Source organism: uncultured Nitrosomonas sp., from assembly GCF_902826915.1.
In the GTDB taxonomy this organism is placed as follows: domain Bacteria; phylum Pseudomonadota; class Gammaproteobacteria; order Burkholderiales; family Nitrosomonadaceae; genus Nitrosomonas.
The window spans coordinates 1-25,137 of the sequence record NZ_CADEGP010000024.1; the positions used below are offsets into that span (position 1 = coordinate 1).

At 45.0% G+C, this 25,137-nt stretch carries 20 protein-coding genes, 3 tRNA genes and 1 pseudogene; 14 read left to right on the plus strand and 10 right to left on the minus strand.

The genetic code is table 11. The features are described from left to right. The 3 genes and pseudogenes from QZV86_RS05960 to QZV86_RS05970 all read left to right on the plus strand — a co-directional run. Positions 1–631: pseudogene (locus tag QZV86_RS05960) on the plus strand (IS3 family transposase); the annotation flags it as partial. A gap of 90 nt (positions 632–721) precedes the next feature. Beyond that, positions 722–2,470: a gamma-glutamyltransferase gene (gene ggt / locus QZV86_RS05965; protein ID WP_295625009.1), complete on the plus strand. Its 1,749-nt coding sequence runs from the start codon at positions 722–724 to the stop codon at positions 2,468–2,470. 228 nt (positions 2,471–2,698) lie between these two features. Then, positions 2,699–4,111 (plus strand): dihydrolipoyl dehydrogenase, encoded by a 1,413-nt coding sequence (locus QZV86_RS05970; protein ID WP_295625011.1) that lies wholly within the window; start codon positions 2,699–2,701, stop codon positions 4,109–4,111. Between the two features lie 87 nt (positions 4,112–4,198). Here QZV86_RS05970 and QZV86_RS05975 read toward each other — a convergent pair whose 3' ends face one another. Both QZV86_RS05975 and QZV86_RS05980 read right to left on the minus strand, forming a co-directional pair. Next, positions 4,199–5,095, minus strand: coding sequence for an SPFH domain-containing protein (locus QZV86_RS05975; RefSeq protein WP_295625013.1), 897 nt, complete (start codon positions 5,093–5,095; stop codon positions 4,199–4,201). A 252-nt stretch (positions 5,096–5,347) separates the two neighbouring features. Continuing rightward, entirely contained in the window at positions 5,348–6,622 is a 1,275-nt protein-coding gene (locus tag QZV86_RS05980; protein WP_295625015.1) for a hypothetical protein, read from the minus strand. A gap of 689 nt (positions 6,623–7,311) precedes the next feature. Between QZV86_RS05980 and QZV86_RS05985 the strand changes: the two genes are divergently transcribed. Both QZV86_RS05985 and QZV86_RS05990 read left to right on the plus strand, forming a co-directional pair. Continuing rightward, positions 7,312–8,022 carry an OmpA family protein gene (locus tag QZV86_RS05985; RefSeq protein ID WP_295625017.1) on the plus strand — a complete coding sequence of 237 codons (711 nt, stop codon included), beginning with the start codon at positions 7,312–7,314 and terminating at the stop codon, positions 8,020–8,022. Then, entirely contained in the window at positions 8,022–9,236 is a 1,215-nt protein-coding gene (locus QZV86_RS05990) for an AAA family ATPase (RefSeq protein ID WP_295625019.1), read from the plus strand. The genes QZV86_RS05985 and QZV86_RS05990 overlap by 1 nt, the downstream gene beginning before the upstream one ends. Positions 9,237–9,299: 63 nt before the next feature. On the opposite strand, the gene QZV86_RS05995 is transcribed toward QZV86_RS05990, so the two are convergent. The 3 genes from QZV86_RS05995 to QZV86_RS06005 all read right to left on the minus strand — a co-directional run bounded on the left by QZV86_RS05995 (position 9,300) and on the right by QZV86_RS06005 (position 11,603). Then, the gene (locus tag QZV86_RS05995; protein ID WP_295625021.1) at positions 9,300–10,262 is read right to left on the minus strand and encodes a helix-turn-helix domain-containing protein; all 963 of its coding nucleotides are present in this window, start codon (positions 10,260–10,262) and stop codon (positions 9,300–9,302) included. Between the two features lie 104 nt (positions 10,263–10,366). Continuing rightward, positions 10,367–11,137, minus strand: a complete 771-nt coding sequence (locus tag QZV86_RS06000; RefSeq protein WP_295625024.1) for an MBL fold metallo-hydrolase — start codon at positions 11,135–11,137, stop codon at positions 10,367–10,369. Between the two features lie 316 nt (positions 11,138–11,453). After that, the gene (locus QZV86_RS06005; RefSeq protein WP_295625026.1) at positions 11,454–11,603 is read right to left on the minus strand and encodes a hypothetical protein; all 150 of its coding nucleotides are present in this window, start codon (positions 11,601–11,603) and stop codon (positions 11,454–11,456) included. A gap of 23 nt (positions 11,604–11,626) precedes the next feature. On the opposite strand from QZV86_RS06005, the gene QZV86_RS06010 reads away from it, so the two are divergent. After that, positions 11,627–12,679, plus strand: coding sequence for a hydrolase (locus QZV86_RS06010; protein WP_295625028.1), 1,053 nt, complete (start codon positions 11,627–11,629; stop codon positions 12,677–12,679). On the opposite strand, the gene yegQ is transcribed toward QZV86_RS06010, so the two are convergent. After that, positions 12,635–14,002: a tRNA 5-hydroxyuridine modification protein YegQ gene (gene yegQ, locus QZV86_RS06015; RefSeq protein ID WP_366925688.1), complete on the minus strand. Its 1,368-nt coding sequence runs from the start codon at positions 14,000–14,002 to the stop codon at positions 12,635–12,637. The genes QZV86_RS06010 and yegQ overlap by 45 nt on opposite strands. A gap of 62 nt (positions 14,003–14,064) precedes the next feature. Between yegQ and dnaE the strand changes: the two genes are divergently transcribed. The 4 genes from dnaE (at position 14,065) to QZV86_RS06035 (ending at position 18,099) form a co-directional block, all read left to right on the plus strand. Further along, positions 14,065–17,553: a DNA polymerase III subunit alpha gene (gene dnaE, locus QZV86_RS06020; RefSeq protein WP_295625030.1), complete on the plus strand. Its 3,489-nt coding sequence runs from the start codon at positions 14,065–14,067 to the stop codon at positions 17,551–17,553. Between the two features lie 178 nt (positions 17,554–17,731). Beyond that, positions 17,732–17,806: transfer RNA gene (locus QZV86_RS06025), tRNA-Gly, on the plus strand. 111 nt (positions 17,807–17,917) lie between these two features. Continuing rightward, positions 17,918–17,991 (plus strand) — tRNA-Cys (locus QZV86_RS06030). A gap of 19 nt (positions 17,992–18,010) precedes the next feature. Beyond that, positions 18,011–18,099, plus strand: a tRNA-Leu gene (locus tag QZV86_RS06035). A 94-nt stretch (positions 18,100–18,193) separates the two neighbouring features. Here the strand turns inward: QZV86_RS06035 and ccsA are convergent. Then, the gene (ccsA, locus tag QZV86_RS06040; protein WP_295625033.1) at positions 18,194–19,036 is read right to left on the minus strand and encodes a cytochrome c biogenesis protein CcsA; all 843 of its coding nucleotides are present in this window, start codon (positions 19,034–19,036) and stop codon (positions 18,194–18,196) included. Positions 19,037–19,176: 140 nt separating this feature from the next. Between ccsA and ffh the strand changes: the two genes are divergently transcribed. Then, entirely contained in the window at positions 19,177–20,526 is a 1,350-nt protein-coding gene (ffh, locus tag QZV86_RS06045; protein WP_295625035.1) for a signal recognition particle protein, read from the plus strand. 77 nt (positions 20,527–20,603) lie between these two features. On the opposite strand, the gene dut is transcribed toward ffh, so the two are convergent. Next, positions 20,604–21,053 carry a dUTP diphosphatase gene (gene dut, locus QZV86_RS06050; RefSeq protein WP_295625037.1) on the minus strand — a complete coding sequence of 150 codons (450 nt, stop codon included), beginning with the start codon at positions 21,051–21,053 and terminating at the stop codon, positions 20,604–20,606. Further along, positions 21,040–22,266: a bifunctional phosphopantothenoylcysteine decarboxylase/phosphopantothenate--cysteine ligase CoaBC gene (gene coaBC / locus QZV86_RS06055; RefSeq protein WP_295625040.1), complete on the minus strand. Its 1,227-nt coding sequence runs from the start codon at positions 22,264–22,266 to the stop codon at positions 21,040–21,042. The genes dut and coaBC overlap by 14 nt, the downstream gene beginning before the upstream one ends. Before the next feature lie 221 nt (positions 22,267–22,487). Between coaBC and radC the strand changes: the two genes are divergently transcribed. The 3 genes from radC to rpmG are packed head-to-tail and all read left to right on the plus strand — an operon-like array spanning position 22,488 to position 23,646. Further along, positions 22,488–23,162, plus strand: a complete 675-nt coding sequence (radC, locus tag QZV86_RS06060) for a DNA repair protein RadC (RefSeq protein ID WP_295625042.1) — start codon at positions 22,488–22,490, stop codon at positions 23,160–23,162. 58 nt (positions 23,163–23,220) lie between these two features. After that, positions 23,221–23,457 (plus strand): 50S ribosomal protein L28, encoded by a 237-nt coding sequence (rpmB, locus tag QZV86_RS06065; protein WP_293008079.1) that lies wholly within the window; start codon positions 23,221–23,223, stop codon positions 23,455–23,457. A 33-nt stretch (positions 23,458–23,490) separates the two neighbouring features. After that, positions 23,491–23,646, plus strand: coding sequence for a 50S ribosomal protein L33 (gene rpmG / locus QZV86_RS06070; RefSeq protein WP_106707874.1), 156 nt, complete (start codon positions 23,491–23,493; stop codon positions 23,644–23,646). A 79-nt stretch (positions 23,647–23,725) separates the two neighbouring features. Here the strand turns inward: rpmG and QZV86_RS06075 are convergent, their stop codons facing one another. Further along, complete coding sequence (locus QZV86_RS06075) at positions 23,726–24,916, minus strand: fatty acid desaturase (RefSeq protein ID WP_295625045.1); 1,191 nt, start codon at positions 24,914–24,916, stop codon at positions 23,726–23,728. Between the last annotated feature and the right edge of the window lie 221 nt (positions 24,917–25,137).

Below are 25,137 nucleotides of genomic sequence, written 5' to 3' on the forward strand. Positions count from 1 at the left end.
AGGCTACACCGCTTTCTCCTCACTTGTCATACACCAGAAATAATCATAGCTCGGATTAAAGGGGTGAGCCGCAGACGAGGCTTTGTGATTACGACTCATCGCAATAAGCATGACCGGCCCGCACCGGATTTGGTGCAACGTCATTTCAAGGCAGCTAGCATCAATCATCAATCAACTATGGGTAGTGGGCTGGTCTTTCGGTGAAACCATGACAGCAAATCTGGTGATCAGTGCGTTGAACATGGCGTTAATCACCCGTAAACCGGGTAAAGTAATTCATCATAGCGATCAGGGCAGTCAATACACCCGTGTTGAGTTCGGCAAGCGATGCAGGGAAATGGGTGTGCGTCCCTCCATGGGCAGTGTGGGTGATGCTTACGACAATGCGATGGCTGAAAGCTTTTTTGCCAGCCTAGAATGTGAATTGATCGACAGGCGCTCCTGGAAAAACAAAACTGAAGCAAGGCTAGCCATATTTACCTGGATCGAGTCATGGTACAACCCAACTCGCAGGCATTCTGGGCTGGGATACTTATCACCCAGCAATTTTGAGAGAAAACTGAATGAGAAAAATCAAATCGCGATAAACTGCAATCCGCTTTCGCAGGTCGAGACTCTCTCGACTCCATGAAAAGAATGTCCGTCAAATTGGGACAACTCCACTTTACTTCTCGTAGCAGGAAGTGGCACTCTACGCGTTTGATCTTTCTGGAAAGATGGAATGCGCTGGGTGGATATAAAATCGCTATATTTTTCTGTTCTGTGTCTTTACGGCGTATTAACTCATGCCAGCGATCCCATCATTGCGCCCGAGACTGCCAGTGGCTTTGGCGCGATTAAGTCGGGCAACTACAGTAAAGCGATGGCGGTCACTGCCAATCCACACGCCAGCCGGGCTGCTGCTAAGATTCTACGCCAGGGCGGTTCCGCGGTTGATGCCGCCATTGCCGCGCAATTGGTGCTGGGTCTTGTCGAACCACAGTCCTCAGGGATTGGCGGAGGTGCATTTATGCTACATTGGCGAGCAAGAGATGGTGAACTGGTCGCCTGGGATGGCCGGGAAATTTCGCCTGCATCAGTGTCAGAGACTCATTACTTGAATGCCGATGGCGAGCCGATGGATTTCTTTAGTGCTGTTATTGGTGGTCATTCGGTAGGTGTGCCTGGTGTTTTGGCAATGCTGGAGGCCAGCCACAAGGAGCATGGCAAGCTACCATGGGCAAACTTATTCCAGCCCGCTATTATTCTAGCTGAGCAAGGTTTTGCCATTTCTGAACGGTTGCATATTTTGCTCAGCCGCATGCCTAAAGTGGCGGTGAATCCGCAAATCCGTAATTATTTTTACAGCCAGACTGAAACAGATTGGCAACCCAAGGCCGAAGGGAGTCTGCTGAGAAATCCAGCCTACGCACAAACGCTACGACGGCTTGCCACCCTTGGTGCCGCCGATTTTTATCGGGGCGAGTTGGCTAAACAGATCGTCCAGGCGGTGAAGCATGATCCCAACCGAGCCGGTCACCTCAGTTTCTCGGATATGGCCGCGTATCAACCGGAAAAACACGAAGCCGTTTGCGGACAGTTCCAGATTTACCGTATTTGCGGCGCTCCACCGCCATCCTCCGGAGGTATCACGGTACTGGCGATTCTTGGTCTGTTGGAGGCTTACGAAATCCGCTATGGCGAGCATGCCGACTGGCAGCACGGTTTTATTGAGGCCTCCAAGCTGGCATTTGCTGACCGTAACGCCTATGTGGGAGATCCTGCTTTTGTCAATGTTCCCACTCGCGGCATGATCAATCGCGATTATCTTCAACAACGCGCGAAGTTGATCAGTAACAACACGGTACTTGGCACCGTGAATGCCGGCTTACCGCCAGGTGCCGAACCTCGCCTTAGCAGCGATTCACCAGAACTTCCTTCCACCACGCATTTGAGCATTGTCGATGCCGAGGGTAATGTAGTAAGTATGACCAGCAGTATTGAGACCGCCTTCGGTTCGCGAATCATGGTCGGCGGCTTTTTATTGAACAATCAGCTTACTGATTTCTCCTTTACGCCAAAAAATATCGATGGTGCACTGGTCGCCAATCGCATCCAGCCTAGTAAGCGCCCACGCTCATCGATGGCGCCAACCATTGTTTTTAAAGATGGTAGAGCGCTATTGGCGATTGGTAGCCCCGGCGGCACAAGGATCATAAACTATGTTGCTGGCAGTCTTTATCGAATTTTAGCCAAGAAATTACCTGTAGCCGAAGCCATTGCCGACGGACATCTTGTTGCCATGGGATATGATGTGGAGATGGAACGCGGTCGCGCCGATAATTCAACACTGGCACGACTGCGCGAACAAGGCCATCACATTACGTTAAAAGATCAAACCAGCGGCTTGCACGTGATTCTTATCGACGCAAAAACCGGACTCGAAGGCGGTGCAGATCCTCGTCGTGAGGGTGAAATTAATGGTTTTTAATTAACTGCTGACAACAATAAAATCAAAGATAGTAGTCGATGAAACAGGCCCGATTCCCTCAATGTGAAGTGCCCGAGCAACCGCAGCAAAACGCCGTACGAACAAAATAGTGTGTTGTTTGAATGTCGAGTCCCTGATAGGATGGTTCAGAACACTAAGAAAAGAAATATAAATTGAGTTTAATCCCATTGTTCGGGTTTTCTGTGCGCATCATCGGAGACAATAATTATGAATGAAACACTGGATGTGATCATCGTTGGGGCGGGTAGCGCAGGCTTATCTGCGTTGCGGGAGGTACGAAAACACACTGATCGCTTTGTGATTATCAATGATGGGCTCTGGGGCACTATCTGCGCTCGAGTTGGCTGTATGCCATCCAAAGCGCTGATTGAGGCGGCTAATGCCTTCCATCGTCGCGATACTTTTGAAGAATTCGGCATTCGCGGCTCTGACCAGCTCACAATGGACATCCCTACTGTGCTACAACGAGTGCGACGGCTACGCGATGACTTTGTCGCCAGCACGGTCAAAATAACAGATGATCTAGGCAAACGCGCTATTTCCGGGCGCGCACGCCTACTTGCTCCAGATAGACTGGAAGTCAATGGTAAGGAATTACGTGCGCACAAAATTATTATTGCCACCGGATCACGTCCGATTGTCCCAGCACCATGGAATTCACTCGGTGATCGGTTACTCACGACAGATATCTTGTTTGAACAAAAAACGCTGCCTGCACATATGGCAGTGATAGGAATGGGTTCTATCGGTGCTGAGATGGCACAAGCGCTTTCTCGACTTGGTATTAAGGTAACAGCATTTGGTGGAAATCAATTCGCTGGATTAACAGACCCACAGGTCATTACAACGGCGACAGATCTGTTAGGAAAAGAACTTCCTCTGCACATGGGAAATAAAGCCGAGTTGAATCTCGTACACAAGGGTGTGCAGGTACGTGCCGGAAGCACCGAAGTGATCGTCGATTGTGTGCTTGCTGCGCTAGGGCGCCGCCCCAATATCGATAATCTGGGGTTAGAAACACTAGGCGTTCCGCTCGACCAGCATGGCATGCCATCGGTAAATCCAAGCACTATGCAGGTAGCCGACCTACCCATATTTTTGGCCGGCGATGCAAATGACCAGGCACCGTTGCTGCATGAAGCTGCCGATGAAGGATACATTGCTGGACTCAATGCCATACGCTCTGATCCACTTTGTTTTACACGCCGGACACCACTAGCCATTATTTTTACTGACCCAAATATAGCCATCGTAGGCAACCGCTTTCAGGCGCTCAATCCCGCAAAAACTTTGATTGGGGAGGTGCATTTTGACCGCCAGGGGCGTGCTCGGGTCGGCCAGAGGAATAAAGGCATTCAGCGCATTTATGCCGACGCGGAAAGTGGTCGGCTATTGGGTGCGGAAATGTGCGCGCCCGCTGGCGACCATATGGCGCATCTGCTGGCGTTAGCCATTGATCAATCGCTCACGGTACAGCAGCTACTGCGTTTGCCATTTTATCATCCGGTTCTGGAAGAAGGTCTGCGCACGGCGCTGCGAGCTCTGTCGGCGCAACTTCCTATTGTCAACAAATTCGATCTATCTATGTGCGGCACCTTCAATTCGGAGGCCCTTGATTGAAATCTTGCGAGGAACGTAATGATCGCCGTATGATAGTTTTGTCAGCAACGTTACACAGTTTGCAAAAGTCACTAGAAAAATGGAACATTACTGCAAGGGCGCTTGTGTCATCTGAATGACTGGCTGTGCACCTGTTTCTGATAGTAACACCGTCATCATGTTGGTTACCAGTGCGGCACGTTGATCGGATGTCAATGAAACAATCTTCTTCTCTTCCAGATTTTTCAGTGCACCTTCGACCATACCCACTGCGCCATCTACCAGTCTCTGGCGCGCCATTACTACCGCCTCCGCCTGCTGCCGTCGAAGCATGGCGCTGGCAATCTCGGGGGCATAGGCAAGATGGGCAATCTTGGCCTCTTCAATCACGATTCCTGCAACTTCGACGTGCTGTTGAATTGATTCGCGTAACAACGCTGCAATAGCATCCAGATCAGTACGCAAACTTTTGCGCTGTTCTCCTTCAGTATCGTCGTATGCATGACTACTGGCCACTTGACGAACTGCCGACTCACTTTGAACCTGCAAGTAGTTGAACGTGCTTTCCACATCGAAAACTGCGCGTGCCGTATCCTGCACCCGCCAAGCGATCACTGCGGCAATTTCAATCGGACTGCCACGCTCATCGTTGACTTTCAAAACAGGGGTATTCCAATTATTGATCCGAAGTGAAACCGGCGTTCGGTTATAGAACGGATTGACCCAGAAAAAACCACTTTCGCTAACTGTCCCTGTATACTTACCGAAAAAAACCATCACGGCAGCTTGATTCGGCTCGAGTGTAAATAAACCCTTAGCACAAAATAGCGTGACTGCCAGAAAAGAACCGCCTGCAAAAATTTTAACCGGACCTCCGGGTGTGGCCACAAGAAAAACACCCAACATGAATCCAATCAATAAAACCACCAGCATGATCCATCCATTCGAACCGGAAATGATGAGTTCATCAGTACCAATCGCATTACTGCCTGATCTTTTGTTCAAGACTCTTCCCCCTCGGTATTTTTCAAACAAGCTAAATGGTGTAAAAGTTTATTTCAAGAGTATTATCTATCTAAACTAAGTAGCAAAATGTAACGAAGAAGCATTGTGCTGTCAAACTCGGCCAATCGCTGGAAAGGCTCTTATTTTAGAAGAAATAAATCTGGCATGATTTCGCAAAGAAAAAAGCACAATGCACCCGCTCTCGGGATCGCGGGTGCATTGCATGGTACAAAATTTCACTATAAAACTTAACTAGGGTTTCAACTTCAACATCATGGGCTGCAAACGTTTGATTGTAGAGGGAGCGATCAGATCCTTTGTCTGCAATGATTTAATTGCCGATGCCGGAGCACAATTGGTCACTTCCACCAACTTCACCACCAGTGGATTAAAGGTAACGTCTACGCCGGTATAACTACCCGCATCATCACCACTGCGATCGCCACGGAATTTGAACTCTTTGACCGGCCCGTTCGGACCACCACCTTGACGATCATCGTTATGATCGGTGTCGACATAATGCGCTGTGCTTTCCGCGCTGTTAACTATACTATCGATACGCCAGCCTGGTGGTGCCGTATAGTAAGTATCAGTGCGCTCACCTTCTGCTGTGGTCCAATCGCTACGTGTTTCCTGAGCCTTCATCCAAAGCCGGAAGTTTACGTGCGTGCCTTCATTGCTCCAACGTGCATTTGCCCATACTTCCGGACCATTCCCATTAAATTCTTTATCACCACGAGTATGAGGCGGTGTAAAAGATAAATAAGTATCACGCGCATATGTTTCTGTTTTTTCCCGGCATACTGGCGTAGCCGGTTGAATCACAGCGATACTGGAAATAGGACGATTTTCCCATTCCAAAGTCAGGCGATCGCTGGCACTGGATACTGGAACCCCATTTGCACCGAGATTGAGCGTCATATGGTAGTGAGTCAATCGATCAAGCTTGGAAGAAACATCCATTGCGCCCGACTTATTGTGTAATGTCACCTTGATAGTTGTCGTGTCAAAATCATAACCGAAAAACTCCAGCTTGTTACGACGGCTTACATCCAGTGCCATATCCACAGCGGCAGGAACCACGTGGCATAACGCTGGTTCAACCGAAGGTATCGCTTGATGCAGCAGTCGTGAGCGAATTCGCGCTAAAGCCTGACGCACACGCGAACCGATAAAATCTATATTACAGCGCAACTCATTTCCCGTAGCCGCCACACTGCGGTTGAGCAGATCCGAAACCTCGTTGCGTACCGTGGATTGGGCTTCATCGGTCAATTTTGTCGTAGCATCTTGCAATACCGACTGCCAGGAAGCAGAATTCCGGTCTAAGGCATCAATCGCGCTATCTAACGTAGCTACGGTATCTCCGGCCACATCACTTACTTTATCTGTCAATTTGTCGATTTTATCGCCGATACTGCAGCCCGAGATCAAAATCAATACAAACGCAAGCAACCATAGTAATAACTTTGGAATTCCAATGTCTGTTTGGGATGAGTGTGAAAAAGATATTGTAGTTTTTGTCATGTTATTAATCTCCCAATAGGTAGTAGAACACTTTCGGATTTAGATTACATGAAGCAAACAACTTGTTGATATTTCATAAAAATACCGGTAACTAATGCGATAACGCCGCTTACTACTCGATACTAGAAGAATCACAGCCTATGAATTATCGTCGGTACAAATTAAGTACCTCATCCCGCTACAAGTGGTTATGAGAAACTCTAATACAAAAATAATAGAAATAACACTCTCCCCTAACCTGCCAATTTTGCATAACTATACTATATGCGTTGATGCTGCAACTTTGTGATGCAACAGCAATGATAAATGGCATCTCATACCATAACATCTTACTGTGGATACTTGCGTGACAAATCTCACACTGTAGCACTAAGAATTTGAATCTTCAGGAATAGATACTTTGATGCCTTCTATGACCGCCATGATAATATGACAATCTTATAGAACGGCATAGTTTATTGCCTCTATTAACCCGTTTAAATCCGAGTTTGTACGAGACAATGTTAACTTGCATCTTGTTGTACAGATTTTGAAGTGAACTAAATTGGAATTAAACTGCTTTTATCCATCAATGATTAACCAAACTTATTTTATTCCCGTAAGCAAGACACCCTTCAATACGTTAAAATATTTGTGCATAAGTCCGTTACACTTGCTTAATTAACATATACTAAATCGAGTGCATTATCATGGTACGTTTCATTATTATTGGACTATCTTTTGTGTTTTTCAGTCTATCGGCTGTTGTTACGTTTAAAGCGCTGGAAATCCCGATCCAAGATACAATCTATCAAGGAAATTGGCCGGAAGCAATGCCACCTTCACTTGAGTCTTCTGCTGCACCTGAACCATCTTCGCTATCCGCACCTACTCCGGTACCCGGCCTGGACAATTTGACCCATTCGCCCACATTCGAGGACAACAAAGTCGTTGCTGAGAATGTGGAAACAATAACCACACAGGATGAAAATCCAATTCCAGCAACGGAAGAAATTAATGAAGTCACACCTACTCCCGATACACTCGTTAAGCCTCGGATCTTAACCATATTCGATGGCAAAACATTTCGTTCCGGACAAGATATTATCCATGATGTCTCCTATTCAATGATTGAAGATTTAATTGAAGAAATATCAGCATTTTCAAACAATCGTATACTCATTGAAGGTCATACCGACAACATTCCTACCGGAAAGATTAGCAGTGACAATATGGATTTATCTAGGCGTCGCGCTCGAGCCATCGCGAATATATTGATCTTGCATGGTGTACCCACGACGCGAATATCTATTATTGGCTATGGTGACAAACGACCAATAGCTTCGAATGTCACAGAAGAAGGTAGAACAAAAAACCGTAGAGTCGAAGTAAAACTGATGCCTCAGGAGGGAGCAAACTAATGCATATGTATGCCCAGCACTTTAACCTCAAATTACTTCCTTTCGAGAATGTACCGGATCCGTTGTTTTTCTATGATCATGGAGATCATGCACGCATTCGCAAGCAAATCTCTGGTTCTTTACAAAGCGGTCGTGGATTGATCGTCGTCACAGGCCCCATTGGCTCTGGCAAAACAACGTTGAGCCAAATGATAAAGGCCGATTTCCCAGAGAGCATTCAATTAATTTGGATGGCTGAACCCCCTGCCAACAGCACTGATCTTTATTTATTTCTTGCTCAAGAACTTGGACTTCATCCGACATCCTCTGAAAAAACCTTTGTCATGCGCGATATTCGGAATGCTTTAATGACGATCAACACGGAAGGGAAAAAGTGTCTGGTTATCATTGATGAATCCCATTTGATGTCAGATGACGTTCTTAATGGCATTCGCTTGTTAAACAATCTTGAAGAAGGATCCATCAAGCTTATTCAGTTGTTGCTCCTTGGTCAGGATGAGTTGATGGAGAAAATCAACAAGCCCGAGATGATTCCATTTAAGCAACGTATTGCCGCACTTGAATCGTTAGGAAAAATGACCACCGATGGCGTATTGAAATATATTACCCATCGTATTCAAGTTGCTGGAGGTAATCCCAATTTAATTTCGGACACTGGGTGGGAAGCCATCTCAATTGCATTTAACGCCGGCGGAACACCGCGAACCATTAATTCATTGTGTGACAGATCGTTCAACGTGGCCTATGAACGTAATAAATCTACAATCGATGCAAAAGATGTTTATGAAGCTACGCAGCGAATGGGACTGATAACCGATGTGTTTCATTACATCATTATGCTCAACAATGAAGAAAGAAAAAAACAGGAATCGTTAGAGACGGCTAATAAACCAACCCAGGAATCAGTTGCGCCTAAAGCTGCTCCCAGTCATGAGCAGTCTCCACCACCAAGCACAAGGAACTCAGAACAGAAAAACGATCAAACCGTGAATGAAATTCCTGTTATTCCAAGAGCTAAAGTAGATCTATCGAACAAATCCTATGATGAAATTGCAGATGCAATAAAAGCAAAATATGAACAAAAGAATTTAAAATTCTCTGTCGTTTTACTCCTATTGTCGATCATCACATTCATCAGCAGCATTTTTTATTTTTGCCATCGCTCAGACTCGGACGGATTGCTAGACTGCCTTGCAAATTTGCTCGGTTTTTAAAAACAAGAACCCCGCCGCAAACAAAGCGGGGTAATTTCTCACAGAGCAACGCACATTAATCATTCAGCGCAGTTTTTGATGCCCTCTGAAAGTTCTTCGCCATTCACTTGGAGTTACATTAAATCTACGTTTGAAATGTTGACGAAGGGATGCAGTAGATTGAAAGCCGATCTGCTCTGCAATAGCGTCAATTGCTAGCGAAGTAGATTCTAATAATTCCTGGCTTCGTTGGAGACGCTCAATTAAAAGCCATTCGCCAACAGACATTCCCGTTGCCTTGTAAAACTGTCGTGTGAATGTTCGGCGACTCATCTTGCTATGCTCCGCAAGTTCGTCTAAGCCATGTATTTTATTTAGATTATTCCTCAAATAATCCAAAAGTGTATTGATTCTGGCATCCTTGGTTGTAAAGGGTATAGGTCGCTCAATAAATTGAGCCTGGCCGCCTTCTCTATAAGGGGGAATTACCATGCGCCTGGCTAGCTTATTAGCAATCGCACTACCGTAACGCCGTCGAACAAGATATAAACAACAGTCTAGACCCGCGGCGGTTCCTGCAGAAGTAATCAGACGATCATCATCAACATATAGCGCATTACAATCCAAGTCTACATCCGGAAAGCGACTAATGAAATCCTGCTCAAACTCCCAATGCGTAGCCGCCTTGTGGTTTTTCAGTAATCCTGCATACGCAAGCACATAAGTGCCCAAACACAGCCCTACAACTTGATTCCCGCGTGCATGAGCTTCAACCATTGCATCGAGCATTGCTTGGTTTGGCTTTTCTGCTGGATCACGCCAGGAAGGCACGATAATGATGTCAGCTTGCGCCAGTTCTTCAATACTAAGGGACGATTGAACACTCAATCCCTCATGTGATTGTATCGATCCAGACTCCTCTGTATAGATTTTGAGTTCAAACAATTTCTGATCGTGCAAAAGATCGCCAAAAATAATGCATGGCACCGATAAATGAAAAGGACTGAAGTGATTAAAAGCAACAACCGCAACTATAGGAACAGCCATATATAACCTCACCGGTTAAACTCTTTTTTCGTTCAACTGTATTTCAAAAACCATCTATACAAAATAATACATCAGTCCCCTTTGATGCATTATTCTGATCTAATTCAAAAGGTATACGATTCACCATCCGCTGGTACTAATACGCGTTCCGTCATTTCGTTAGCTCTAAGAAATTCACCCAATCCCTTCCTAGTTAAAGTGGCATGATTAACCGCTTCCATATGGCTAGCGATAATAGTTGCATCGGGAGCCGATTTATAGACTTCGTAAATATCTTCCTTGCCCATGATAATAGATTCATTACCGATAACTTGTGCATCACAGCTATTTAATACGACTACATCAGGATGATATTTTTTCAGGCTTTGCTCGACCTCTCCACACCATACCGTATCACCCGCGATATAAAATGTCTTTTCATTGGGATGTTTAAAAATGACCCCGCTTACTTCACCTAACAACTCTTTCATATCTTCTACTACTTTAGGGTGACCGTGTTGACCCGAAGTCTTAATGAGAGTAATGCCTTCATAATCAGTGATTTCATTTAATATTTGAACATTATTAAATCCGGCTGATTTTACAGCTTTCGCATCTTTTTCATGTTGGGTAAAAATCAACATGTCTTTAGGAATCGCCTCTTTCGCTGCATCGTCCCAATGATCCGGATGATCATGCGTTAATATAACCGCATCCACATCAATTATTTCATTGATCGGCATAGGTAATTCAGACGTAGGATTGCGTATGTGCTCGTTGATCGTTCCCCCAAACCCAGGTAACGCGTCTTTTTCTGCGAGCCAAGGATCGATCAGTATCTTTTTACCGCCATAATTAATTTTAAGTGTGGCATTTCTAATTTGCGTGAATTGCATTTCAGTGCTCCTTTAAGATTTGTGTATAAATATTATGAGGAAGCTAATAAATAATTATCAGTGGCCTGCGGGACATTTATCAAAATATTTGGGCCAAAGATATATGTAACAGCTTGCAAATAATCTAAGCTGGAAATAACTATGTTTGTAGGTTCTGCGAATTACGTTTGCAACGTTGCTACGCCTATTTTGTCAAGCACGAAGAAGGAGAAACACGGAGACAGGTCACTAATTAAAAATATTGCCAATGATTCATTCTGATTTTTTGTGATCGCATCACCAGCCAATCGGACAACACTGGATTCAAACTCTGGAGCTATGATGCCAGCAGTAATCGTCTTGAGACGCAGGCTGGCCACCCACCCCACATATTGAGTTGGCCAGCAATCGCGTATTGAATGTAATTTCTAGCCTGTTTCCATATTACTGCAATCATGCCAATAACTTTATCGATTACAATGGCCATGTGAGCAACAAGCAAAAATAACAATGTTAAAGAAAACAACGATCCCCTTGTGCACAAAGCATTACAAAGCGCCGTCCTGGCTGCCGGGCGGAAATATACAAACGCTTTATCCTTACTTTATCAAACCAGCACCATTGTTTGCATACCGGCGTGAACGCTGGGAGCTTGATGATGGGGACTTTGTTGATGTCGATTGGACCGATGGATCTGCTGGCTCCCCTTTGGTCATATTTTTCCATGGTCTTGAGGGTGGATCTTCGAGTCATTATATTCTAAGCATGATCAACAGCTTAAAAAGCCACGGCTGGCACAGCGCCGTCATTCATTTTCGTGGCTGTTCCGGCATGCCAAACCGGTTGTCCCGCGCCTATCACGCTGGTGATTCCACTGAAATCGACTGGATGATGCGGCGTATTCTCCATCAAACACAAGCAACAAACTCAATGCGCCCGGTTTACGTAATGGGTGTCTCTTTGGGTGGCAATGCGCTATTGAAATGGCTGGGCGAGCAAGGCGAACGCGCACGCGAACTCGTGACAGGCGCTGCAACCGTCTCAGTGCCGTTGGATCTGACTGCGGCCGGTTCGGCTCTGGATAAGGGCTTCAATCAAGTGTATACGCGCCACTTCCTGGATACCCTAAAAAACAAAGCGTTTGATAAACTGGAACAATTTCCCGATCTATTTGATGCCAAAGCGCTCAAAAAATGCGCCTCAATTTATGATTTTGATAACCTGGTCACGGCGCCATTGCATGGTTTCCGCGATACTGACGATTATTGGCAGCAGTCCAGCAGCAAACAATGGCTGCGTCATATTAGAGTACCTACTCTGGTGATTAATGCTCGCAACGATCCTTTCATGCCAGCAACGGTGCTACCGGACCAAAGCGAGGTATCTTCAGCTGTAACATTGGAATTTCCCGAGCAAGGCGGTCACGCCGGATTCATGCAAGGTCCGTTTCCGGGGAAATTGGATTGGCTACCCAATAAAATACTCAGTTTCTATTATTATCAGTGCCAGCATCATTTTTCAGAAGAAACGAGTGACGAAAGCGTTATCTACATTTCCGGTTAACGGTATTTTGACTCGATGACCGCTGCCCGGTGCTACCTGCACCGGACGCCCGGCGGAATCCAGCATGCGTGACAACTCAATCACTTGGTTACCCGTGGGGTGAAGAATCTCAAGGCGATCACCCACCTGAAAGCGGTTTTTCACCAGTATCTCAGCCATGCCGTTAGCTGTATCAAAACCAGTGATATCGCCAACATACTGACTGCGATTGGATTCAGAATGCCCGCGCAAATAATTTTGGGTCTCATGCGTGTTATGCCGTTGATAAAAGCCGCTGGTATAGCCACGGTTTGCCAATCCCTCTAGTTCCCCCAATAATGCGGGATCAAACGGTTTGCTCGCTACGGCATCATCAATCGCCTTGCGATAAACCTGCGCTGTGCGCGCCACATAATACAAAGATTTGGTGCGCCCTTCGATCTTCAATGAATCAACGCCAATTTTAACCAAGCGCTCGACATGCTCAACTGCACGCAAGTCTTTGGAATTCATAATATACGTACCGTGCTCGTCTTCCATGATCGGCATTAGTTGACCAGGCCGCTCCTTTTCTTCAATCAGATACACTTGGTCAGCAGCAGGATGGCGCGTAATCGAGCTGCATCCACTTGTCATACTCGATTGTTCGGATTGTTGCATCGCTTGGCCAAAATCAAAATCAATTTTGCCAACTTCCTGAATATCACCGCTAGAATTTTCCTCAGCGGATTTCACTTTATAATCCCAGCGGCATGAATTCGTGCAGGTGCCTTGATTCGGATCACGGTGATTAAAATACCCTGATAGCAAGCAACGTCCGGAATACGCAATGCACAGCGCACCATGTACGAAAACCTCAAGCTCCATATCAGGGCAGTAATCACGAATTTGCGCCACTTCATCCAACGATAATTCACGCGACAAAATCACCCGCGTCAACCCTATTTTCTGCCAAAACTTAACGCCCATATAATTAACCGTATTGGCCTGCACTGATAGATGAATCGGTACATCCGGCCATTTTTCTCGCACCATCATGATCAATCCGGGATCAGCCATAATCAGTGCGTCTGGCTGCATTGCAATAATAGGCGCCATATCATCCAGGTAAGTTTTAATCTTGGCATTATGCGGCATGGCATTGCTGGCTACCAAAAACTTCTTCCCTAAAGCATGTGCTTCCGTGATCCCAGTTTTAATTTGCTCCAAGGCAAAATCATTGTTACGCGCACGCAAAGAATAACGCGGCTGTCCTGCATACACTGCATCGGCACCAAACGCATAAGCAATGCGCATCTTGTCCAAGGAACCAGCGGGAAGTAAAAGTTCAGGTGATTTCAACATAATGTAAAATAGCGCTCGACTGTATTAATGACAAAGTTTTCACAGGCCTTAATTGTAACATCATGCCCATCAAACCAGCTTTTATTCATTTACGAATGCACAGCGAATACTCCATTCTGGATAGCACAATTCGCATTCATGATGTCGTTACAAAAGCGGTGGCCGACCAAATGCCAGCCCTGACATTGACCGATCTTAGCAATCTCTTCGGATTAGTAAAATTTTACCAAACTGCATCCAAGAACGGGATTAAACCGATCCTCGGGTGTGATGTCTGGATCGCCAACGAATCCGATCGAAGCAAGCCAATTCGACTACTATTACTATGCCAAACACACGCCGGTTATTTACTGCTGTCACGTCTGCTGTCACGTGCCTACCGGGAAAACCAATTACAAGGCAAAGCCGAGATTAAAGAATCGTGGTTGCATTCCAATGAGTGGGGCACGGAAGGATTGATTGCTTTATCGGGTAGCCGTTTAGGCGACATCGGGTTATCTCTATTACAAAGTAATGTATCACAAGCTGAAATTCAGACGCAAAAATGGGCTAGCCTGTTTCCCGATCGTTTTTATCTTGAAATACAACGTGATGGGCATGCCAATGAAGCAGGATTAATTCAGCATTCGCTGGCACTAGCCAGGAAATTCAATTTGCCAATCGTGGCAACGCAAGCCGTGCAATTTCTCAATGCAGACGATTATCGGGCGCATGAAGCGCGTGTCTGTATCGCCGAGGGCTATGTCTTAGAGGACAAACGCCGTCCAAGAAGCTTCACTGAACAGCAATACTTTAAAACTCAAGCTGAAATGGCACAACTGTTCGCCGATATTCCTGCCGCACTGGCGAATACAATCGAAATTGCCAAACGCTGCAATCTGGTATTGGAATTGGGCGTAAACCGACTTCCACTATTTCCTACACCTAACAACGAAGGCCTGGATCAATATCTGCGCAGCCAGGCTGAAGCAGGTTTGATAACGCGCATGGCCAGCTTGTTTCCCGAGACAGAAATACGTCATAGCAAAATGGGCGAGTATCAGTCCCGCCTTGAATTTGAGGTCGACACCATTATCCAGATGGGATTTGCCGGATATTTCCTGATTGTGGCCGACTTTATCAACTGGGCTAAACATAATAATGTCCCGGTAGGACCAGGGCGTGGTTCCGGAGCGGGCTCATTAGTGGCCTATTCACTGGGAATCACCGATCTTGATCCATTACGTTACGATCTGTTATTTGAACGTTTTTTGAACCCCGAACGTATCTCGATGCCCGATTTTGACATCGACTTTTGCCAGGATCGGCGCGAACTGGTCATTGAGTACGTCAAACAACGCTACGGAACTGGAAAAGTCTCTCAAATTGCCACATTCGGTACGATGGCAGCCAAAGCCGTAATTCGCGATATTGGCCGGGTCATGGATTTACCCTATAACTTTGTCGATCAGCTCGCCAAACTGGTACCGTTCGAGATTGGCATGACATTAAAAAAAGCACGCCAACTCGAACCGCAACTCAATCAGCGCGCCGAGGAAGAAGAAGATGTCCACAATTTACTGGAACTGGCGGAAAGTCTCGAAGGCATCACGCGCAATGTCGGCATGCACGCTGGAGGCGTACTCATCGCCTCGAGCGAGATTACCGATTTTTGCCCGATTTACTGCACCGAATCGGGCGATTCCGTTGTCAGCCAGCTGGATAAGGACGATGTCGAAAAAATCGGTTTGGTGAAATTTGATTTTCTTGGATTGCGTACATTGACAATCCTGGATCGTGCCGTCGAATATATCCGTCAGTTACATTCAAGCGACGAATCTCCGAATGTTTGCCCTTTTTCACTAGAAACGTTGCCATTGGATGACGCAGCAACTTATGCATTGATGCGTAAAGGAAATGCGGTAGGCATCTTTCAGTTTGAGTCGCGCGGCATGATTGATCTGCTGCAAAAGGCAAAACCAGACCGCTTTGAAGACATTATCGCACTGGTCGCTTTATACCGCCCCGGCCCGATGGATCTGATTCCAGAATTTATCGACCGCAAGCATGGCAGAAAACAGATTGAATATCTTGATTCGCGCCTGGAAACGATTCTGGGACCGACTTACGGCATCATGATTTATCAGGAACAAGTCATGCAAATTGCGCAGGTCATCGGCGGCTACAGTCTTGGCAGTGCCGATTTACTGCGCCGTGCGATGGGTAAGAAAAAGGTCGAGGAAATGGCGCAACAACGCGACATCTTCGTATCCGGCGCAGTCAATAACGGTTTGAGCGAAGTTAAAGCCACCGAATTATTCGGTTTGATGGAAAAATTCGCCGGCTATGGCTTCAACAAATCCCATGCCGCCGCTTATGCGCTCATCGCCTTCCAAACGGCCTATCTGAAAGCGCACTATCCGGCTGAATTTATGGCAGCGTGCTTGTCTGCGGATATGGATGACACGGATAAAGTGCACATTTTTGTTGAAGACAGCGTTGCCAACAAATTAAAAATTCTGCCTCCCGATATCAATCTTTCCGACTACCGTTTTGTCCCGATCGACAGTAAAAACATCCGCTTCGGTCTTGGCGCGATCAAGGGTACCGGAGAATCCGCAGTCAATTCGATCATCGCGGTGCGCAAACAAGCTGGACCATTCACTGATTTATTCGATTTCTGTCACCGCGTTGACCGTCGCATTGCCAATCGCCGCGTGATGGAATCGCTAATCCGTGTCGGTGCGTTTGATACCATCAACCCCAACCGCGCCAGTTTGATGGCTTCAGTCGGCTTAGCCATCGAATCTGCCGAACAAACGAGCCAATCTTCCAATCAAATTAATTTATTCGGTGAAACAAGTAACGATTCCCAGATGCAGCTGCAACTGATTCAGACCGAACCATGGTCTGATCGGGAAAAACTGCACCAGGAAAAAATCGGCTTGGGCTATTATTTCAGCGGCCATCCATTTGATACCTATGCATCGGAATTAAAGCGCTTCATTCGTACTCGACTCGACCGACTGAATCCACAGCGCGAGCCACAACTACTCGCCGGCATCATTCACTCGATTCGCATACAAATGACGCGCCGCGGCAAAATGGGAATCATCAACCTGGACGATGGCAGAGCACGTGTTGAACTGGTGATCTTCAGTGAGTTGCTCGACGCCAATCGCGTCTGGTTAAAAGAAGATCAACTTCTGATTGCGGAGGCAAAAATAAGCACGCGCGGCTACAACGGGGACGAAGACGATGGATTAAGAATTAGCGCCGAGCAATTGTATGACCTCGCCAGAATTCGCTCGCGCTTCGTCAAACAAATCAAGATTCACTGCAATTCCTCTACACTAGACCAGGTATCCAGTCTCAAAAAACTGTTGACTCCATTCTCGACACGAGTACAAAAATCTGATGTAAATTTCTGTCCGATTACTGTCGTCTATCGCAATGGTTTAGCCAGTGGCGAACTGGAGTTAGGAAGTGATTGGCGAGTCTATCTGCACAATGATTTACTACAATTACTAAACACACATTTCAAAATCGAAAATATTGAGATTATTTATTGAAGATGAAGCAAATACCGATTGCTAATTTTATGCAAGTGCCAGGCTTGGCATTATAGAAAATAATAAACAATCGACTTGCCCGTTGCGATCACCTGCATTTTCTTGACAAAACGCGCAGCATCTCTATAATCCACCCTTTGTTTCTGAAGTGCTTCAAGTCATACAGTAGCTTCATAGCGCGGGAATAGCTCAGTGGTAGAGCACAACCTTGCCAAGGTTGGGGTCGCGAGTTCGAGCCTCGTTTCCCGCTCCATTTTCTAATGAAAATGGCATATGCGAAATGTTATTTTATTGCCGGAAATCGAATGGTCTGTTACAGGCTTTTCCCGTAAGATTCACAGCACGCTGAAAACCATGCAATAATGGCGGGGTGGCAGAGTGGTCATGCAGCGGCCTGCAAAGCCGTCTACGCCGGTTCGATTCCGACCCCCGCCTCCATCAATCTAAAATTTCTATCGCCCGGGTGGTGAAATTGGTAGACACAAGGGACTTAAAATCCCTCGGGCCGAAACGCCCGTGCCGGTTCGATTCCGGCCCCGGGCACCAATTCAAAATTTCACACCGGATCCAGAACCGTAAAGATCCAGAACCGTAAAGTTAAATGCCTCGAGGTTGTACTAAAGATAAAGGTGATTTAACGCTAGTAGCGATTTAATACGATTTCTAACACAAATTTGCTACCAATATAAGCCAGTAACAATATAACAAATCCGGCTAAGGTCCAGCGAATCGCTATACGCCCTCGCCACCCATAGAATTGACGACCGGCCAATAACGCCGCAAAGACCCCCCACGAGATAAAGCCAAATAGAGTTTTATGAGAAAATGTCAGCGATTGGCCAAATACTTCCTGCGAAAACACAATACCGCTCATGAGCGTCAATGTGAGTAAAATAAACCCGCCCCAGATAATATGAAACAGTAATTTTTCCATTGCCAACAACGGTGGCAAATTGGTAAATACTGAACGTGACGCGGGATGATGCAATTGGCGTTCGACAACTGTCATTAACAGTGCATGTAGCGCCGCTATTGTCAGCAAGCTATAGGCCATCATTGCAACCAACAAGTGCGCTTTGAATGCAGGTAATTCCGTATTCTCAAGCGGACGCAGGGACGGAAAAATCAATGATAACAATACTGCGATTGCTGCAGCCCATGCAATGGGTGCGACTAAAGTTTGCAACCCTTGTAAGCGTTTAAAAAACCCTGAGAACCAATAAATGAAAGCGGTCAGCCAAACAATGGTTGAGATTGCATTGCTCAAACCAAAGCTAAGTCCTGAACCAACAAACATGGATTGATAAAGTGTTAGGGCATGCAGCAGCAAGGGAACAAGCATGGCATAATGCACCCACGTAACTTTCACTAACATATGATCGCCCACTTCAGGTGCCGTTTGGCTCCATGTATTCCGCCAGAAAAACCAACCGATCAGTATATAAAGCAAAAAGGCTGCGAGATAAGTTAAAATGCTGGTCATTGATAGTTCTAATTTGATTTGCCGAAATAATTGTTTAGTCTACATGGCACGTTAGCAAATTCAAAGAGCTGATCCAGATATTTATTAGAATGGATCATCATTTTGTTCTCTAATTATTGATTTATGAGGTTTAATTAAGCATGTTTGACAATCTGACCGGTCGACTCAGCGGAGTCATCAAGACATTACGTGGCGAGGCAAGGCTTTCTGAGAGTAATATCCAGGATGCTTTGCGGGAAGTTCGTCTGGCGTTATTGGAAGCGGATGTTGCTTTACCAGTGGTCAAAGATTTCATCGCACGTGTCAAAGAAAAAGCTATCGGTCATGAAGTGATGAGTAGCCTAACTCCAGGGCAAGCGCTGGTTGGAGTGGTCCATCAAGAACTCATTACCATCATAGGTGGAGAAAAAGTTGATCTTAACCTTGCCACAGTTCCTCCTGCAGTTATTCTCATGGCGGGATTACAAGGTGCCGGAAAAACCACGAGCAGCGGGAAACTGGCCAAATGGTTAATGGAAAACAAGAAAAAGAAAGTATTGCTGGTTTCCTGCGATATTTATCGCCCTGCTGCGATTCATCAACTTGAGCTTCTGGCCAGTCAAGTGGGCGCCGACTTTTTTCCTGTTCAAGAGGGGCAGAAACCCAGTGAAATCGGCTCAGCTGCGTTGGATTATGCGCGCAGGCACCATCATGAGGTGATGATTGTTGACACCGCCGGCCGGTTGGGTATTGATGAGGCCATGATGCAAGAAATCAGCGAGCTTGAAGCACTTCTGCAACCTATTGAAACTTTATTTGTTGTCGATGCAATGCAAGGACAAGATGCGGTGAATACTGCTAAAGCATTTTCCGATGCGTTACCCCTAACGGGTGTCATTCTCACCAAACTCGATGGTGATGCGCGCGGCGGCGCAGCATTGTCAGTTAAGCAAATTACTGGGAAACCGATCAAGTTTGCCGGTGTTGCAGAAAAATTAACAGGCTTGGAGGCATTTCATCCCGATCGAATGGCCTCTCGCATTTTAGGGATGGGCGACGTGCTCGGTTTGATTGAGGAAGCACAGCGCAGCGCTGATCAGCAAGAAGCCGAGAAATTGATGAAGAAAATGAAATCGGGTAAAGCATTTGACCTGGATGATTTCAAGGCACAGTTTCAGCAAATGCGTAATATGGGTGGAATGAACGCCCTGATGGATAAATTACCCGCTCAATTCAGCCAAGCAGCGCAAAACGTTAAAGTGGACGACAAAATAATCAATCGGACAGAAGGTATAATCAATTCCATGACCAAGCAAGAACGCGCTAAACCAGAAATTCTGAAAGCCTCACGGAAACGCCGAATCGCTGTAGGTGCAGGCGTATCCGTACAAGAAGTTAATCGTTTGTTGGCACAATTTGAGCAAGCCAGAAAGATGATGAAAATGATGAACAAAGGGGGAATGGCAAAAATGATGCGTGGAATCAAGGGAATGCTTCCACGTACTCATTAGAAATATAGACTTTCTTCGCAATCCAATATCGCACGCATATTGCTGTGCTTTGAACACACATAAGAAATATTTACTTATCAGTGCTTTCCTGTACTGCCAAATCCATCTGCGCCACGATCGCTCTGGTCAAAATTGTCTACTCGATTAAACGTTACCTGAATCACGGGAACCACAACGAGCTGAGCAATACGCTCTAATGGATTAAGATGAAAAGCTGTTTGGCTACGATTCCAACAGGAAACTAAAATTTGTCCTTGGTAGTCCGAATCAACTAAACCGACTAGATTTCCTAATACAATCCCGTGCTTATGACCTAACCCTGAGCGAGGCAATATCAGCGCCGCCAATCCTGCATCAGCTAAATGTATTGCGATACCCGTTGGAATAAGGTTAGTTTCCCCCGGATTAATCACCATCGGTTGCTCAATACATGCACGCAAATCCAATCCGGCTGAACCTGGCGTGGCATACGTTGGAAACTGCTCATTTAAACGATCATCAAGAATTTTAATATCAATACTTTTCATTCTTTTTAAATTTTTTGTTGTACAGTAAGTAAATATGCTTCATCAAACGCCGCGCTTGCTCTATTTTTGCTGCCTTGGGAAGAACATGTTTACCATCGTCATCCAGTAAAATTAACTCATTCTCATCGGAACCAATCGCATCCTGAGCTAGATTGGCAACTAATAAAGGTAACTTCTTCCTATTTCTTTTCGCTGCTGCATTCTTCTCGAGATCTTCTGTTTCCGCTGCAAAACCAATGCAGAAAGGCGCATTAGGTAATGTAGATACCGCCATCAGAATATCCGGATTGGGGATCAACTCTACTGATAGTTTGTTAGTGGATTTTTTTAGTTTTTGCTGACTGATGCTTGCTGCACGGTAGTCAGCAACAGCAGCAACACTGATAAAAATATCAGCTTGTGACACTTCTGCCTGCACTGCACGCAACATTTCCTCAGCACTTACTACCGAAATAAACTTGTCAACTGCAGGTGATAATAAACATGTCGGTCCAGAAATCAAAGTAACTTTTGCACCCATCTCCAATGCCGCTTTAGCAACAGCATACCCCATTTTTCCGGAACTATTGTTGGTAATTCCTCGCACAGCATCAATCGCTTCATACGTAGGCCCGGCTGTCACCAAAATATTTTTACCCCTTAACAAAGTATCAGCTTGGATAAAAATTTGCACTGCTTCCACCAGTTCACTCGCTTCCAGCATGCGTCCCATACCTATTTCTCCGCAAGCTTGCTCGCCACTGGCCGGGCCGATTATTTTTACACCATCTTGACGTAACAATAATAAATTACGTTGCATTGCAGGATTCTGCCACATTTGCCGATTCATTGCCGGTGCTATCATAAGCGAACAATCGCGTGCTATGCATAATGTCGATAGCAGATCATCTGCCAATCCATTGGCAAGTTTGGCAATAAAATTTGCGCTGGCTGGCGCCACTAAAATCATGTTGGCACCTCGGGATAGATTGATATGCGCCATGTCACACGCGGCATTGGTTTCCCACAAATCAGTGTAAACAGGATTACCCGTTAATGACTGAAAAGTCACCGGACCTATAAAACGACAAGCTGCTTTAGTCATCACCGTTTGCACATCAACGCCATCCTGAGTTAATACGCGCGCCAATTCCACCACTTTGTACGCAGCCACACCGCCAGTTACTCCCAACAGCACGCGTTTCTTCGACACAACCGACACTCCTATTCTCATTACAAATAATATCTCTAAAAAATTTAATCTTGCTAAAGCGATAAGCTATCGAATCACTGACACAATGACTGATTATCCCGCTTAATTTGACCGCACTGATGCCGCTATCAGTTAATTATCGATGGTTAGCCACGTGTCACCTCGTTAATCACCAATTAGAACATGTAGTAACGAAGTTATACTAAATTCATTTTACATCACTGTGAGCCACATCATAGTTTATGGCAATTACAAATTGGCCAATATCTGAACGACCACGTGAAAAACTGCTGCAGAAAGGCGCTTCAACACTTTCTGACATAGAATTACTAGCCATATTTTTACGTACCGGAATTAGTGGAAAAAGTGCTGTAGATCTTGCAAGAGAATTACTTTCCCACTTCGGTAATTTAACTAATGTTTTTGCAGCCAATCAGGTAAGCTTCTGTCAATTGCCTGGAATGGGCATCGCAAAATACGCGCAACTGCAAGCGGTACTAGAAATGGCTCGCCGTACCTTAGGTGAAGAACTGAAATGCGGCAATGTGATGAATTCACCCAACTTGGTCCGGGATTTTCTGCGATTGAGTTTAGCAAACAAGCCGCATGAAGTGTTTATCGGTATTTTCCTTGACGCAAAAAATCATTCCATTGCCACAGAAGAACTATTTAGCGGAACACTCACACAAGCCAGCGTTTATCCCAGAGAAGTTATCAAGCGCGCTTTATATCATAATGCAGCTGCAATTATCTTTGCGCACAATCACCCCTCCGGTATTGCAGAACCCAGCCATGCTGATAAAGTATTAACCCAATCCCTGAAACAAGCATTGGCTCTCATTGATGTTAAAGTGTTGGATCACTTCATTGTGGGTAACGGTATTGCTCTTTCATTTGCTGAGCATGATTTAATTTGAGCAAACACTCCAAATCAGGATATAATCCCATCCTTTAAAGAATTCTGGAGTGCGCTATATGGCACGAGTATGTGAAGTAACTGGCAAGAAACCGATGTCTGGTCATAATGTTTCTCACGCAAACAATAAAACCAAAAGACGTTTTTTACCCAATCTGCAGCACCGAAAGTTCTGGGTTGAGAGTGAAAACCGCTGGATTAAGCTGCGATTAACTAATGCGGCATTACGTACTATTGATAAGAATGGTATAGATGCAGTATTGGTAAAAATGCGATTAGAAGGCAAAAACGTTTAAAAACTTTTCAAGATTAACTATGGAGTTATCGTTATGCGTGAAAAAGTAAAACTTGAATCCTCAGCTGGAACAGGACATTTCTATACAACCACCAAGAATAAACGGGCTAAACCTGAAAAAATGGAATTTATGAAATTTGATCCTGTTGCACGTAAGCACGTTTTATATAAAGAGACAAAACTCAAATAAGAATCCACACTTATTCATTCAATAAAAAACCCGCATATGCGGGTTTTTTATTGATCATAATTTACTTCTGCTCAAGACATTAGGCGTAGCACCGTAGTCTTTGAGAAAATGCTCTCAATACTTCGATCCCACTCTCCTCCGCACGCCGACACCAGTCTTCCAATTGTTTTACTAATTCTTCGGTTGTTGCAGTGGATCGTTGCCAGATTTGAGCTAACTCTTCTCGCATGGTATAGACTTTATCAAGAGTTTTAGCATTACTGAGCACCTGAATTAATTTTTCACGCTCATGATCTTGCAAAGTTTTAGAATCAGCCAGAATCCAACGCCTCAAGGTAGAACTATCCACTCCATACTGTGCGGTTGCTTCTTTTAGGTGAATCATTTCTTTTGCAAAAATTGCTTTTAATGATTTTGTATACTTCGCAAGAACTTCATAGCGGTGAGAAATAACAGCTTGCAGCGTATCTGAATCACATTGAGTTTTAGCCTGATCAATGCGCAGCTTGGGCGCAATTTTTTTGACTTTTGCAAGTCCCAACGTTTCCAGAATTCGAATATACATCCAACCAATATCGAACTCATACCACTTATTAGACAAGCGCGCAGATGTTGCATATGCATGATGATTGTTATGCAACTCTTCCCCACCAATCAAAATACCCCAAGGAACAATATTTCTGCTGGCATCCTCTGCTTGAAAATTGCGATACCCCCAGTAATGACCAACGCCATTAACAATACCTGCAGCAAAAATAGGAGCCCACAACATTTGAATCGCCCAAATAGTAATTCCAATCGGACCAAATAAAATCACGTTAATAATCAGCATAAGAGCAACGCCTTTGGCGCTATGCTTGCTATATACATTACGTTCCATCCAATCATCAGGAGTGCCATAACCATATCTTCTCAGAGTATCTTCGTTTTTAGCTTCTGCTCGGTAAAGTTCAGAACCTTCCGCCAATACTTTCTTGATACCAAAAATAACTGGGCTATGCGGGTCGTCTTTGGATTCACATTTTGCATGATGCTTACGATGAATTGCCGTCCATTCTTTCGTAACCATTCCGGTTGTTAACCATAACCAAAAACGGAAAAAATGACTCGGTATTGCATGCAGCTCCAAAGCTCTGTGTGCCGAATGACGATGCAAATAGATTGTAATAGCAGCAATTGTAATATGTGTAAAAATCAGGGTAATAACAATATACCCCCACCATGGCATATCAACCACACCTGAAATTAAATTCAGAAATTCATAAATCATATAATTACCATCCCGTTAAAGGCCCATACTTCATAACACAGACCTATTCAATAAAAAACCCAATAACACCTATCAAGTTGAATCAATTAGTTTATTCAGATCACAAACCACTATACTAAATACTAGATATTTTATTCTGCGCTAATTACTCTTTAATTTAAAATATTACACTATCGCTTATCTAAAAGGAAATATTAATCTTTTCAGATTACTATTTACAA

Coding starts and splice junctions, on each gene's coding strand:
- ggt (WP_295625009.1), top strand. CDS start 722: ATGCGCTGGGTGGATATAAAATCGCTATATTTTTCTGTTCTGTGTCTT.
- QZV86_RS05970 (WP_295625011.1), top strand. CDS start 2,699: ATGAATGAAACACTGGATGTGATCATCGTTGGGGCGGGTAGCGCAGGC.
- QZV86_RS05980 (WP_295625015.1), bottom strand. CDS start 6,622: ATGACAAAAACTACAATATCTTTTTCACACTCATCCCAAACAGACATT.
- QZV86_RS05985 (WP_295625017.1), top strand. CDS start 7,312: ATGGTACGTTTCATTATTATTGGACTATCTTTTGTGTTTTTCAGTCTA.
- QZV86_RS05990 (WP_295625019.1), top strand. CDS start 8,022: ATGCATATGTATGCCCAGCACTTTAACCTCAAATTACTTCCTTTCGAG.
- QZV86_RS05995 (WP_295625021.1), bottom strand. CDS start 10,262: ATGGCTGTTCCTATAGTTGCGGTTGTTGCTTTTAATCACTTCAGTCCT.
- QZV86_RS06000 (WP_295625024.1), bottom strand. CDS start 11,137: ATGCAATTCACGCAAATTAGAAATGCCACACTTAAAATTAATTATGGC.
- QZV86_RS06005 (WP_295625026.1), bottom strand. CDS start 11,603: ATGGCCATTGTAATCGATAAAGTTATTGGCATGATTGCAGTAATATGG.
- QZV86_RS06010 (WP_295625028.1), top strand. CDS start 11,627: ATGTTAAAGAAAACAACGATCCCCTTGTGCACAAAGCATTACAAAGCG.
- yegQ (WP_366925688.1), bottom strand. CDS start 14,002: ATGTTGAAATCACCTGAACTTTTACTTCCCGCTGGTTCCTTGGACAAG.
- dnaE (WP_295625030.1), top strand. CDS start 14,065: ATGCCCATCAAACCAGCTTTTATTCATTTACGAATGCACAGCGAATAC.
- ccsA (WP_295625033.1), bottom strand. CDS start 19,036: ATGACCAGCATTTTAACTTATCTCGCAGCCTTTTTGCTTTATATACTG.
- ffh (WP_295625035.1), top strand. CDS start 19,177: ATGTTTGACAATCTGACCGGTCGACTCAGCGGAGTCATCAAGACATTA.
- dut (WP_295625037.1), bottom strand. CDS start 21,053: ATGAAAAGTATTGATATTAAAATTCTTGATGATCGTTTAAATGAGCAG.
- coaBC (WP_295625040.1), bottom strand. CDS start 22,266: ATGAGAATAGGAGTGTCGGTTGTGTCGAAGAAACGCGTGCTGTTGGGA.
- radC (WP_295625042.1), top strand. CDS start 22,488: ATGGCAATTACAAATTGGCCAATATCTGAACGACCACGTGAAAAACTG.
- rpmB (WP_293008079.1), top strand. CDS start 23,221: ATGGCACGAGTATGTGAAGTAACTGGCAAGAAACCGATGTCTGGTCAT.
- rpmG (WP_106707874.1), top strand. CDS start 23,491: ATGCGTGAAAAAGTAAAACTTGAATCCTCAGCTGGAACAGGACATTTC.
- QZV86_RS06075 (WP_295625045.1), bottom strand. CDS start 24,916: ATGATTTATGAATTTCTGAATTTAATTTCAGGTGTGGTTGATATGCCA.